General features: G+C 42.7%; 9 protein-coding genes and 1 pseudogene. 7 read left to right on the forward strand and 3 right to left on the reverse strand.

Annotated features, from left to right (window positions below; genetic code table 11):
- Positions 1-52: 52 nt before the first annotated feature.
- Positions 53-958 (reverse strand): N-acetylmuramic acid 6-phosphate etherase, encoded by a 906-nt coding sequence (gene murQ, locus GFB47_RS03900; RefSeq protein ID WP_153446700.1) that lies wholly within the window; start codon positions 956-958, stop codon positions 53-55.
- A gap of 235 nt (positions 959-1,193) precedes the next feature.
- Between murQ and GFB47_RS03905 the strand changes: the two genes are divergently transcribed.
- Positions 1,194-2,051 (forward strand): MurR/RpiR family transcriptional regulator, encoded by an 858-nt coding sequence (locus tag GFB47_RS03905; RefSeq protein WP_153446702.1) that lies wholly within the window; start codon positions 1,194-1,196, stop codon positions 2,049-2,051.
- A 104-nt stretch (positions 2,052-2,155) separates the two neighbouring features.
- Here the strand turns inward: GFB47_RS03905 and sppA are convergent, their stop codons facing one another.
- Complete coding sequence (gene sppA / locus GFB47_RS03910) at positions 2,156-4,018, reverse strand: signal peptide peptidase SppA (RefSeq protein ID WP_153446703.1); 1,863 nt, start codon at positions 4,016-4,018, stop codon at positions 2,156-2,158.
- Between the two features lie 304 nt (positions 4,019-4,322).
- On the opposite strand from sppA, the gene GFB47_RS03915 reads away from it, so the two are divergent.
- The 6 genes from GFB47_RS03915 (at position 4,323) to GFB47_RS03940 (ending at position 13,381) form a co-directional block, all read left to right on the forward strand.
- Entirely contained in the window at positions 4,323-6,326 is a 2,004-nt protein-coding gene (locus GFB47_RS03915; RefSeq protein WP_153446705.1) for an NADPH-dependent 2,4-dienoyl-CoA reductase, read from the forward strand.
- 149 nt (positions 6,327-6,475) lie between these two features.
- Positions 6,476-7,024, forward strand: coding sequence for an NAD(P)H nitroreductase (locus GFB47_RS03920; RefSeq protein ID WP_153446707.1), 549 nt, complete (start codon positions 6,476-6,478; stop codon positions 7,022-7,024).
- Positions 7,025-7,130: 106 nt separating this feature from the next.
- Positions 7,131-9,104, forward strand: coding sequence for a DNA topoisomerase III (locus tag GFB47_RS03925; protein WP_225874290.1), 1,974 nt, complete (start codon positions 7,131-7,133; stop codon positions 9,102-9,104).
- A 125-nt stretch (positions 9,105-9,229) separates the two neighbouring features.
- Complete coding sequence (locus GFB47_RS03930; RefSeq protein WP_153448138.1) at positions 9,230-10,225, forward strand: glycosyl transferase family protein; 996 nt, start codon at positions 9,230-9,232, stop codon at positions 10,223-10,225.
- 141 nt (positions 10,226-10,366) lie between these two features.
- Entirely contained in the window at positions 10,367-11,806 is a 1,440-nt protein-coding gene (locus tag GFB47_RS03935; RefSeq protein WP_225874304.1) for an MDR family MFS transporter, read from the forward strand.
- 192 nt (positions 11,807-11,998) lie between these two features.
- A complete protein-coding gene (locus GFB47_RS03940; protein WP_153446710.1) occupies positions 11,999-13,381 on the forward strand; it encodes a GGDEF domain-containing protein in 1,383 nt (460 codons plus the stop codon).
- A 558-nt stretch (positions 13,382-13,939) separates the two neighbouring features.
- Here the strand turns inward: GFB47_RS03940 and GFB47_RS03945 are convergent.
- Positions 13,940-14,176 (reverse strand): annotated as a pseudogene (locus tag GFB47_RS03945) (PfkB family carbohydrate kinase); the annotation flags it as partial.
- Positions 14,177-14,234: the final 58 nt, after the last annotated feature.

Here is a 14,234-nt window from a genome sequence, read left to right on the forward strand (position 1 = left end):
ACGCCCAGTTCGATCGTTAAGTGTCTGCATTTATTATTGTTGTGCGTTTGATTTATGCTTTGACCTGAACCGCGTGACGCGTAAACCCATTCGATTGATCCAACAAATCTGTCGCTTGTTGTGCATCCGATTGAGTTAAAATCATCACAATTGCGGTTTTACAATGACCATTACATTGTGCCAAGGCAGCTTCTGCTGTGGCACGGTCACATTCTGTCGCCGCAATCACGATGTTTTTTTGACGCTCAACCAGTTTGGCATTAGTGGCTTCAACATCGACCATCAAGTTGCCATACACTTTACCGGTTTTGATCATTGCGCCAGTGGTAAGCATATTAAGCACTAATTTTTGCGCTGTACCGGCCTTCATGCGAGAAGAACCGGTTACGATTTCAGCCCCTACAATTGGGGTGATTGCAATGTCAGAGGCTTGGGTCATCGCGCTAACAGGGTTACAGCTGAGCGAAATTACCGCGCCAGATTGGCTACGGGCATAGTCCATGGCACCCAGAACATACGGAGTGCGTCCGCTAGCTGCGATCCCAACTAATACGTCGGTTGAATTGAAATTAATTTCTTTAAGATCTTGCGCGCCTAACTCACGGTTATCTTCGGCATTTTCGACCGCTTTTAAAATTGCGGTTTTACCACCAGCAATTAAACCAATCACTTGAGAAGGATCGGAACCATAAGTAGGAGGGCATTCGCTCGCATCTAAAATGCCTAAGCGACCAGAGGTTCCAGCGCCAATATAAATAAGACGACCACCTTGGCGAAACGCTGTCGCGATCAGATCAACTGATTGTGCAATTTGAGGCAATGTTTTTTCAACCGCTAAAGCAACCTGCTTATCTTCATTGTTAATAACCGCCAGCATCTCTACTGTATTGAGCGCATCAATATTAGCACTGGCGGGGTTACGACTTTCAGTAACAAGTTGGGTTAGGTCGATCTTCATAATTTTTCTCGTTAGTTAGCGACTGGGTAGTGAGTGGGGAATAGAATATAGAATAAACTATTCCTTGCAGTGCGCCAGATCACAGAATCAATTATTCCAATTCAGGAATTGTTGGAATATAATTGCATCACTTTGGTTCTTTCTAATAAAAAATTATGAGTGATACTCGGCATTTGACCTCAATAAATAACAAAGAACTCATATAGTTAATGCGGTATAGATTAGAGATTGTATTATGTCACTGCTTACACAACTACGTTACAATTTAGCGCAATTTTCTACCAATGAACAAAAGATTGCCCACCATCTTTTGTCCGATCCCTTTAGTGTTCTATCGTTATCGTCTCAAAAACTCGCCAATCAGTGCGAAGTGAGTCAATCGAGTATCGTAAAATTCACCCAAAAGTTAGGCTGTCGGGGCTTTACTGAGTTTAAAGTGAAAATGAGTGAAGAAATTGGCCGCGAGCATGCGATTGTTCAAGGTAATACTACGCTGCATAACCTCATTTCAGTCAAAGATAGCTTGCAAGAGGTGGCGCAAAAAATAGCCGAAGAAAAATCTGCTGCGATCTTACAAACCACCAATAATATTAATACCGATGAATTTAAACAAGTGGTGCAGTGGCTTGATATAGCAGGAAAAGTGCAAATTGCGGGTATTGGTGGCTCGGCTCTGGTTGCTAAAGATCTTAGCTACAAGTTGATGAAAATTGGCATTCCAACGCTGAATGAATTTGATAGTCATGTGCAAATCACCATTGCCAATACCCTGCAGCCAAAAGATGTGTTTTTAGCCTTTTCATATTCCGGCCAACGTAAAGATATTTTATTTGCGGCAGAAACCGCTAAGAAAAGAGGGGCTTATGTGGTGGCAATCACTTCGTTGGCGCACAGTCTATTACGTGATATGGCTGATTGTGTGTTAACCACGTTAGCGGAAGAAGGGGATATGCGAAGTTCTTCAATTTCTTCTCGTACTGCTCAACACACGATTGCCGATTTACTGTTTCTATCACTAGTTCAACAACGTGATGTACAAGCGGCGATTCAAATTCGTGATATGAAAGGGGCGGTAGACGACCTTTCGCGTTAAGTGCTTAATTGTTCAAATTGATTCAATAAAAAGGACGCCTAAATTGGCGTCCTTTTATGTTGATTGCTTTTTTATATTTGATAACCGACCGACTTAACCTTTTACTATTGAGCTTGGCAGTTTAAACAGAAAGTATAAAAGCCTTGCGGATCGTTTAAGTTATTCAATAAATCGCTGCTGGCGCTGATCTGTTTCGCTGCAGGTAGTAACGCCGTTGGGATCATAGCTTCAACTTTGCTGCTGATCGAAACGTCGGTCGATTTTAAAATATCTTGGATGATCTGCTGAGTTTGGCTTAATGGTTTTTCAACCCAATCGAGTTGGTAGTCTTTCACTTTCGCTAACTCCGCCGCCGCTTTAATGGCGTCATCAAAGTCACCCATTTGATCGACTAGTCCGCGTTTTAATGCATCTTGTCCGGTCCAGACTCGACCTTGAGCAATCTTATCTACAGCTTGCGTTTTCATATCACGGTTTTGACCCACTAATGAAATAAAGCGATGATACCCATGCTCGATCCCCATTTGCATCGCTTGTGAAGCGCCGTCCGATAATCCGTTAGTCAAGCCTGCGCCAGAGAAAGGACTGGTGCCAATGCCGTCGGTATGGACGCCAATTTTATTTAAGCCTTTTTCAAAGGTGGTGATCACGCCAAAAATACCAATTGAACCGGTTAAGGTGGTAGGTTGAGCAATGATTTTATCGGCGCTCATCGAAATCCAATAACCGCCAGAGGCCGCAAGGCTGGACATGGAAACCACCACAGGTTTACCGGCATTTTTCAGAGCATCGACTTCATTGCGGATCAGTTCAGAAGCAAAAGCACTGCCACCTGGGCTATCGACGCGTAAAATTACTGCTTTCACATTTTTATCTAAACGGGCTTGCGCCAATAGAGCCGCGGTGGAATCGCCACCAACACTGCCTTGTGGTTGATCACCATCTAAAATAGCGCCACTGGCAACGATAACCGCAATTTTATTTTGGCTGGTACTGATAGGTTTTTTCACTTTAGCTAGGTATTTATAATAACTAATGCTGTTATAACCATGATCGTCATTACTGCCAAATGTGTCGCGTAAATAATTACTGGCTTGTTGGCGTGTGGTGAGTTTATCCACTAAACCCAGTTTTAAAGACAGTTGAGCAAAATCGCCCTTGGCTGCTTTTAATTGTGCCAGAAAACTGTCCATATTTGGGTTGAGAGTTTTGCCGTCAATTTTACGGTTATGCGCCACATCATCAACATACGCGCCCCACAGTTGGGTTAGCCATGCCGTTGCCGATTCTTTAGCGGCCGGAGACATATCATTACGCATAAAAGGTTCTACCGCAGATTTATAAGTACCAACGCGGAAAATATGCGTAGTGATATCCAGTTTATCGAGTAAGTCTTTGTAGTAAAGCGAGTAAGCGCTGTAGCCTTTTAGTAGCACGGCGCCGTCAGGAGAGAGCATGATTTTATTGGCATAACTGGCAAGGTAATATTGGCTTTGATTATAAAAATCGCCATAGGCATAAACCGGTTTGCCACTTTTCTTAAACTCTTCAATCGCTTTGGCAATGTATCTGAGTTTGGTTAAGTTGGTTTCTGGCATTTGTTTAAGGTTTAACACTAAGCCTAGAATGGCGTCATCTTTGGCCGCATAGCGAATGGTATTCACCAGATCAAATAACACGGTTTCTTTCGGTGCGTCTTTATCTAATAGACTGCCGGAGATTGAATCGAATGAGTTAATAGAACTGCGCTGTTCTACAATAGGGCCAGAAAGGTTTAACACCAACGCTTCTTTTTTATGGTTATCTTGCTTTGCGGTAGCGGTATCGTCTTGCTGAGAGGTAAAAGCAAAATACAACCCAACGATCACCGCGATAAAAAGAAGGTTGAGTAGGGCGGTACGCAAAAAAGAAATAAACTTCCAAATGCCTTTAAAAATAGCGCCAATATAGCAAAACAGTTTTTTCATGTTTCTATCCAGTTAAACTTCAAAGTGATGAAAAGAATTCCTTTCTTACCTAGCATTACCGCTTTTAGGGCATAGGAATGAGTCTCTTGTCTTAAAAATGCCTATCTACAAAAGCTTACTATAATTTTCATCAATATGCGCAGTCGATTTTTCTTTATAACCTGATTAATAAAGCGATTGGGAGGTTATTTTTAAAGGTAACTTGCGCTAGGTTGCAAAAATGTAAATACTTGTTTGTTTTTTGTGTTGCCATAGATAGACTGGTCAGACCAAATAAAAATAAAAAAGAATGACAGGTGAGAATATGTACCCACATTTGCTAGCGCCACTGGATCTTGGATTTACTCAACTTCGTAATCGAGTACTTATGGGATCGATGCATACCGGCTTAGAAGAACAACGTGGCGAGCTAACCAAATTGGCCGCGTTTTATGAAGCGCGAGCAAAAGGTGGGGTGGGTTTAATTGTCACAGGGGGTTTTGCACCAAACTTTCGCGGTCGTTTGCATCCATTTAGCTCGCAATTTAGTACCGCTTCTCATGCTCAAAAGCACAAAGTAGTCACCGATGCGGTACATAAACATGGTGGTAAAATCGCGCTGCAAATTTTGCATGCTGGTCGCTATGCCATGCACCCTCTTTCACAAAGTGCCAGCGCCACTCGAGCGCCGATCGCTAAATTCACTCCATTTAAAATGTGTGAGCGCCAAATTAAAGGCACGATTAAAGATTTTGCCAATAGCGCACATTTAGCACAATCTGCCGGTTATGACGGTGTGGAAGTTATGGGTTCGGAAGGGTATTTGATAAATCAATTTATTTGCCAGCGGACCAATACTCGCAATGATAAGTGGGGCGGCAGTTATCAAAATCGCATTCGCTTACCATTAGAAATCGTCAAAGCTATCCGCAAAAAAGTGGGTCAAGAATTTATTATTATTTTCCGCTTATCCATGCTCGATTTAGTGGAACAAGGCAGCACATTTGATGAAGTGATCGAATTGGCAAAAGGGTTAGAACAAACCGGCGTGAGCTTAATTAATACTGGCATTGGCTGGCATGAAGCGCGTATTCCAACCATCGCGACCCAAGTGCCGCGTGGTGCATTTAGTTGGGTGACTGAAAAAGTAAAACCTCATCTTTCCATTCCGGTGATCACTTGTAACCGCATCAATACCCCAGAAGTGGCGGAAGATATTTTATCACAAGGCCATGCCGATATGGTGTCAATGGCGCGTCCTTTATTAGCCGATGCCGACTTTGTTAATAAAGCCGCCAGCCAACAATCCAAACTAATTAATACCTGTATTGGCTGCAATCAAGCCTGTTTAGATAATGTGTTTAAAGGCAAACAAGCTTCATGTTTGGTCAATCCCCAAGCGTGTAATGAAACCGAAATGGTGATAAGCAACGCCGTCACTAAAAAACGAGTGGCGGTTATTGGCGCAGGGCCGGCGGGATTAGCCTGTGCAACCATTGCGGCGCAGCGTGGTCATCAAGTGGATTTAATTGAAAAAAGTGATCGTATTGGCGGTCAATTTAGGTTGGCGATGCAGATCCCGGGTAAAGAAGAATTTAGAGAAACCATTCGTTATTTTGCCAATCGAATTGAGCAAACTGGGGTGAATTTGATGCTTGATACTGAAGCCACCTTTGATGTTATTAAAGATTACGATCAGGTGGTGATGGCATCGGGTGTTACGCCAAGAAAATTACAGTTAGAGGGTATCGATACGCCAGAGAAGGTGGTTGATTACCAAACATTGATCCGCGATAAATCCCCATTAGGACAAAATGTGGCGATTATTGGCGCGGGTGGCATTGGGGTTGATGTCGCCAGTATGATCACCGAACCTGAAACTCATACGCTGGCCGATTGGCTGGAAGACTGGGGGATCGATCAAACGATGTCGGGTGAAGGCGGCTTGCAACCGATCGGCGAAAGCGTGGCAGACAAACAAGTGTGGTTATTTCAACGTCGAGCGGGCTCGGTTGGAAAAGGTCCGGGTAAAACCACCGGCTGGATCCATCGTGCCACTTTGCAAAAACGTGGCGTGAATTTATGTGGTGGTGTGAGCTATCAAAAAATTAGCGCAGATGGCCTACATATAAAGCGTGATAATAAAGAAGAATTAATCCAAGCCGATAATATTATTATTTGTGCCGGCCAAGAATCGGTTCGACCGTTTGAAGAGCAGTGGCAACAACTTGGCGATAAGCTGCATATTATTGGCGGCGCTGATGTGGCTGGCGAACTGGATGCGGTGAGAGCGATCAGGCAGGGAACAGAAGTAGCGATGAAGCTTTAAAGATCGCGTAGTGGTTTAAGCCGCTGCAAACGAGTCGATAAAATTGGAATGTGGGTCATAGCCAAATGGGTAATATTTGATTATGATTCTCATTCCTCTTTTGTATTGTCATATACTTAAGCCACAGCCGTAAAGTAGGGATACAGGTTATGCAAGCACTAGACTTATTACTCAACCGACGTTCTATCGCCAATTTAATTGAGCCAGCCCCTGAAGGGAAAGTGCTAGAAAATATCGTTAAAGCCGGATTAAGAGCGCCTGATCATGGTTGTTTAACCCCGTGGCGCTTTGTGATCGCTCAAGGGGAAGGCTTACGCAAACTGTCCGATATTTTAGTTGCCGCCGCGGTGGCTAAAAATAGTGAGCAAGCCGTGATTGAGAAAGTGAAAAAAGCCCCATTTCGCGCCCCAATGGTCATAACCATTATCGCCAAAGTAACCGAGCATCCAAAAGTCCCCGCTTTTGAGCAATACTTATCGGCAGGCTGCGCGGCGCAAGCAATGCAAATGGCCGCAGTGGTGCAAGGATTCCAAGCTTTTTGGCGCTCAGGTGAGTGGATGTTTGATGATAACGTTAAGCAAGCTTTTGAGTTACAAGGCGACGATAAAATTGTGGGATTTTTATATTTAGGCACATCCGGTTGCAGCGCAATGAAAGTACCTGAGCGTGCATTGGCCGATTTTGTTGAGTACCTATAATCTTCTGTGTCTGAAACTTAAACCTGTATAAATAAACAGTTTTATCTTGATTTATAAGCGAGATATTCGATAATCTAACACTATTATTTCTTTTCGAGTTTTACTTGTGCGCTTATTTATTGCCGAAAAACCCAGTTTAGGTCGAGCGATTGCCGCCGGACTGCCGAAACCTCAAAAAAATGAGCAAGGTTATATTCGTTGTGGCAATGGTGATATTGTCACTTGGTGTATTGGACACCTTTTAGAACAAGTTGAGCCAGACGCTTACGATGATCGCTATAAAAAGTGGAACATCGCCGATCTACCGATCATTCCCGAGCAATGGAAATTACGTCCACGATCTGCTGCCAGTAAACAATTGTCGGTGATCCGCCAACTATTCAAACAAAAGCCAAAGCTTATCAACGCGGGCGATCCCGACCGTGAAGGCCAATTGCTGGTGGATGAAGTGATTGATTACCTCAAAGCGACCAAAGCGCAAAAACAAGCCACGCAACGTTTATTGATCAGCGATTTAAACTTGCCAGCGGTGAAACGCGCATTAACTCAAATGCGTTCCAATCAAGATTTTATTCCATTATCGGTGTCGGCTTTAGCTCGTTCACGCGCAGACTGGTTGTATGGCATGAATATGTCGCGCGCTTACACTTTATTGGGGCAAAAAGCCGGTTATCAAGGCGTGTTATCGGTAGGGCGTGTTCAAACGCCGGTACTGGGATTAGTGGTGCGGCGAGATGAAGAAATTGAAAACTTCATACCCAAAGATTATTTCACCCTCCATGCACTTATTCCTTATCAAGATGCACAACATCAATTTGATATTCGAGCCCGTTGGAAACCCAGTGAGGCGATAAAGCCTTGGCAAGATGAAGAAGGTCGAGTGTTGTTACGCAAGCTGGTTGAGAATGTGGCCAATCGCATTAAAGGCCAGCCAGCGAAAGTGGTGGATGCGGAACAAAAACAAACCAAACAAGCGCCGCCGTTGCCGTATTCATTGTCGGCGTTGCAAATTGATGCCGCGCGGCGTTTTCAAATGAGCGCGCAAGATGTCCTCAATATTTGCCAATCTTTATATGAAAAACATAAGCTTATTACTTATCCACGCTCCGATAGCCGTTACTTACCCAAAGAACATTTTGCTCAAGCTAGTAGCGTGTGTCAGGCAATATCTCATAATGCCAATGGATTAAGTTCTGCAGTGCAAGGCGCGGATCTTAATTTAAAATCCAAAGCGTGGAATGACAGCAAAGTTGATGCTCACCATGCGATCATTCCCACCCCTAAGCAATCTTCAAGTAGAGCGTTATCTGGGCAAGAAGAGAAAATTTATCAAATGATCGCACGTCAATATGTGATGCAGTTTTATCCATCGGCGGTCTATGCTGAATCAAAACTTGAGTTTGATATTGCCGGAGGCTGCTTTATCGCCAAAGGTCGAGTGTTGATAGTGGAAGGTTGGAAGGTATTGATGAGCGCCAGTAAATCACAAGATTCAGATCAAAGCGATCCGGTGCCAGCGCTGCAAACAGGGCAACAATTAGTGTGCCGTGAAGGCGAGATAAAAGATCGAAAAACCGAGCCACCTCAACATTTTACTGAAGCCACCATCTTAAAAGCCATGACCGGAATTGCTCGCTTTGTTGCCGACAAAAATTTGAAGAAGATCTTGCGCGATACCGATGGACTCGGCACGGAAGCTACCCGAGCTGGCATTTTGGATACTTTATTTAAGCGCCAATTATTGCTAAGACAAGGCAAAAATATTTTAAGTAGCCCAGCGGGAAGAGGGTTAATCAATGCATTACCGATGGAATCGACTTATCCCGATATGACCGCTCATTGGGAGCACCAATTGCAAGCGATGGCCGAAAAACAGCAACCTTATGCCCCCTTTATGCACGCTTTAGAGCAGCAAATTGCCAATTTAATGCAACAGGTCAAAACCTCGGGGGTGCCTGAGTCATTACGTTCACTGCCGAAAGTGGACAAACCGGCCTTTAAACGTAAACGCTCGTTTGCTAAAAAATCCACGCCATCTAAAGCCTCAACAACCAAAGGGCGAAGTAAGAAAAGCGGTTAATTTACATTTTTAGCCATTAAGAGCGTTTTGATTATTATGATGACGTGAAGGGTTCAAAAGTTAGGTGTACATTTTGCATAGACCTTTTAAGATGAAATGATAAATCAAACAGATGGAATTTTATGATGAGCATTATTTTAGAGTGTATTCGCACAGTAGGGCGTGGTGAGCGTGGTCGTAAGCCGTTAAATGTCGAGCAAGCCTTTGCGGTGATGGATGCTTATTTGAGTGGTAAAGAATCGGGCGCACAAGATGCGATCGGTGATGATCAAATGGCGATGCTGATGATGCTGATCCGAGTGCAAAATGAAACCAATGCTGAAATTGCCGGCTTTGTGAAAGCGTTTCAATCGCGAGTGCCGAATCTTGGCGCGGATATTGATTGGCCTTGTTATGCCGGTAAACGGGTCAGTGATAATGGTAGCGATCAGCCTTGGCATGGATTGGCAGCAAAAATATTATCGACTCATGGTTATAAAGTATTGTTGCACGGCTATAAAGACGTGGCGAGTGGTCGGACGCATCTTGAAGATTGCCTAGGCTTGTTAGATATCCCTGTGGCAGACCATCCCCAACACGCCAAACAATTACTGGATGAGCAAAATATTGCCTATTTACCATTATCAAATTTTGCTCCGATAGCCCAAAGTATGATCGGTTGGAAAAACCGTTACGGACTTAGAACGCCAATTAATACGGTCGTGCGAGCGTTAAATCCAGGTGGCGCACGTTTAGGGGTACGCGGCAGTTTTCATCCAGGTTTTCAACAATTACACGCAGAAGTAGATCAAGAAATCGACAGAAAAAGTTTATCAGTTATCTCTTTTAAAGGGCAAAATGGTGAATCAGAATACAATCCGAAAGTGAGTCAAACGGTATGGTTAAGCTCTGAAAAAGGAGTTGAATCTTTTTATTGGCCCGAGCGATTGTTAACCTCTGTTACCTTACCGCAAACTGCATTGTTTAAAGCGGACCATGAAATGCAAGTGCAAATGGCAAATTGTGTTATTTCGAATATGGCAGCGGTTTTATTTGCTCAGCATAAGGATCAGGACATGGCTTATCAGCAAGCAATCGAATTTTGGCAACAGTACGCGTCACATGCGAGATCTCAGCAATAAATGACACATCACAGTAATAATGTAAATTATTGTAACTTTCCTGCTTTATTTGTCTGGTGATCGTTAAACTAAGGAGGCTTCTAAACCTCCTTTTTAGTTTCTTATTTTATAGTTGTGAATATGACCTCTCCAGCAGACCAAATGCCCGATCCGAACGCGTTCACCAAAGAACAAGTTTCGAAGAAAGATTTTATTGGTATTTTTACTATTGTCTTTTTACCTATGTTTCTTGCCGCCATTGACCAAACCTTATTGGCGGCAGCAACACCGGCTATCGCGCAAGATCTAGGTGGTATACAAACCGCAGCTTGGATCGCGATTGGTTATTTATTAGCCAATGCGGCTTCTGTTCCTATTTATGGTTGGCTTGGGGATCGTTACGGCCGTCGGAATGTGTTGATTTCTGCTTTGGTGGTATTCTCCATCGGGTCAGTTATTGCGGCATTGGCGAGCAGCATGACGGTCTTGATTATTGCTCGGGTGATCCAGGGGATTGGTGGTGGTGGTTTAATGAGTTTGTCTCAAGCCTTGATCGGAGAGCTTATTCCTCCAAGACAAAGGGCTCGTTTTCAAGGTTACTTTTCCTCTTTATTTACTCTAGCCAGTGTGTGCGGCCCGGTCGCGGGCGGTTTGGTCGTGCATTATTTTACTTGGCATTGGTTATTTTGGGCCAACCTGCCGATTGCCGCTTTCGCTATTTACCGTTTAATGAGCCTTAAAACAACGGAACTGCCGGTTAAATCACGCAGCATAGATGGCTGGGGGTTAATGATATTCCCAACCATTACCACGCTATTAATTTACTGGTTATCAGCTGGTGGGCGTGAGTTTTCGTGGAGCTCTATCACCAGTATTGAGTTATTAGTGGCGATTGCGGTACTAACCATTGCCTTTATTTTGCAACAAATTCGCACCACTGAGTCATTCTTGCCATTAGCCTTATTGGCAAAAAAAGAAATTTATGTGCCGCTTACTTCTTCTTTTTTGTTTGCCGCTTGCATGTTTGCGTTGATTTTCTTTCTACCGATTTATTTACAATTAGGCCTTGGAGCCAATGCTGCAATGGCGGGGCTATTATTACTGCCATTAACGTGCGGCAATATTATTGGCTCATATACCACAGGTAAAGTGATTGCCCATACCGGCGTGCCGAAATGGCTGCCGGTGATCGGCATGAGTATTACGACCTTTGGCTTTGTCATGTTAGGTGTGCTAGAACCCTCCTCATTTGTGACGGGCCTGTTTGGCTTTTTCTGCGGTTTAGGATTAGGTACTGTGATGCCATCCACTCAATTACTGATCCAAACAATTGGCGGTAAAGCCAACCTTGGGCGCATTACCGCAATGGCGGCATTATTTCGCTCACTAGGCGCGTCAATGGGAACGGCGTTATTTGGCACTTTAACCTATTCGTTGATCCCCGGTTTTACCAGTGACAGTACCATTGTCGATTTATTGACTGGCCCGAAAGATGTGATTATTTCGGCTTTCCAAACCGGATTTTTGGTGGCAGGTGCATTAGCATTTATTACGGTTTTAAATGCGGCCAGAGCGCCAAGAATTAGTCTGGATGACTATTAGTCATCATTATTGAGTGAGCTCGAACTTTCTATTAACCCTTAATAAAATAAGGGTTAGTAAACAGTGCTTAACAGATCGGATCTCTACACTTCTATTGGAATTTAGTGTATATTATAAGACAACCTTTGGAGTGGAAATTTGCGGCAGCATACTCAATAAAGGACAATGAATACCGTTTGAGATAAATTGTCTATGATAAAACAGTCAGTGAAAAATAAGCCCTTTTTATATTTGATCCTTACTTCGTTATTATGTTGGATTACTTATACTGGTATCACGCTAAGAAATTATGCTGAAGGGGTCGTTTCTGATATGCAGGGTGATTTGGCCGTTTTCTATAATGCCAATAATGCGATGGCTAAAAAGCTTGAGTTGCTTATTGATCAACTACCATTGTCACCGAGCGAAAAACTTAATCCACCTTTTTCTTACAACGCTAAGAATGATATTACTGGCTTCAATATTAATCCTAACCAATATGCAGAGTTTGCGGGAACCTTAATCGTACAAGGTCAAACTAGAAACTTAGATTTTAATCTACCCGTTTTGTTACATGCATTAGATCGCGCATGGGCCGAAACTGATTATCAATCTCCAGCGGGTTTTTTTCTATATTATGGCGAGAATAGTACCGCCATTTACTCTAAATTACGTTATTTAATGAATGTTAGTGCCCCCATATTCACGCCAGAGAGATATCGCTCTCAACTAAAAAATCAAGATCCTAATGAAACCTTCATTTTAACGCTTAATAATTCTTTCCCTTTAGGGGAGAAACAAATTTCAATCATTACCCCTATTATGAAAAATGGTAAGCTGATTGCAGATTTGGGCATGAGTATAAACTTAAAACAACTGATGGGCGAGTCGTTAGGGCCATGGTTAAGCAAATATATGGCAATGGATATTACTTATCAAGATGAACGATTTTCTGTGGGTGAGAATCGTTTTTTTCCTGCGGTGTTTAAAAAACAAATTCAATATCATCATTTAACGATTACCGCCTATATGACGACCAACTATATTACTGAATATGTACTGCCTTGGTTTATTGCAATGTCCTTAATTATGTTTGCGGTTTATACATTGTTAGTCAAGCAGCATAAAGCAACCTTAAAGTTTTCGTCGCTTTCTATAACGGATGATTTGACCGGTTTATACAATAAACGGGTATTACAAGATTTAGAATTCAGGGATATTAGCTCTGGCACTTTATATTATTTGGATATAAATGGATTTAAACAGATCAATGATACTTATGGTCATAACGTGGGTGATGATGCGTTACGATTTTTAGCCAAAAAATTAACCCATATTATCCGATCGTCTGACATTGCAGTACGCTTAGGTGGTGATGAGTTCTTAGTAGTCACGAATGGGAAGGTATTAGAGCCGGAAGTGGTATTAAATAAACTAAAAGCGGGAATTGATAATGTGCCTTTTTATCAAGATGTTTCGTTTACGCTTGCGATTGGCTATAGCCACTTTGACGAGGTAGATTTATTGCACGAAGCTATTCACCTTGCTGATAAAGCCATGTATGAACAAAAGCGGCGTAGTAAAGCAGAGTACTAACTAAGAGATGGCTTGTTATATAGCGAACATAAAGCCTAAACAGGGTAAAGCTTGCCATATGGCGAACTATATCGGTAGACACCATTAAATCCACCGTATTCATGGCTATTGGTAATAGTCATGTTTAGAAATGGAAAAAGCCCGCTAAATAATTTAGCGGGCTTTTAGAAAGTGGTGGAGGGATTTGAATCCTAAAACATCACTCATTTCTGGTGATTTATCCCTAACATTCCGCTAGGTAAGCACTTGTTATGTGGACTGAATTGTATTTAGGTTGCTCTTTAAATCAAAAAAATCAATTGAGTTACTTATTTGAACTTAGACTAATTTAGTGAATTACGCTAGGTATATTTTACCCTAATTGTAGGCACTCAGTGGTAAGGGAATTAAAGCCACCAGCACTGATAATTAAAAATAAATAAAGGCAGTGAGCTTTGATCATTTTCTGGAGTTAAGCTGTGTTATAACAACCCGAGGTATAACACAGCTTAACTTGTTTGGGGACAAAAGCGCCCTAGATAATTTATTCTGAATACTTGACCAATTTTAGTGAACCACTACACCTTCATCTTGCCATCGGTTAAGCATCTGCTGACTGATAGTGTCTGAGCCTAGCGCTGTGACATAACTGGTACGAATCATAGGTGCATTTGACGAACAGAAATGGCTGGTGGCACTACGGTTCAAATAAACAGCGGCGTTGAGCGTATCCCCGCCATAGGTCTGTTGCATGGTACCGAATGGAGAGCCGTTCAGTTCAATCATGCACTCGCCGATAATCGCAATGTGGCTCATAGTGTGCCCTTACAGAAAGATTGGTATTGCTAGGTATAAATGATGGAACATGGCTACA

Origin of the sequence: Vibrio algicola (assembly GCF_009601765.2) — a bacterium.
GTDB lineage: Bacteria > Pseudomonadota > Gammaproteobacteria > Enterobacterales > Vibrionaceae > Vibrio > Vibrio algicola.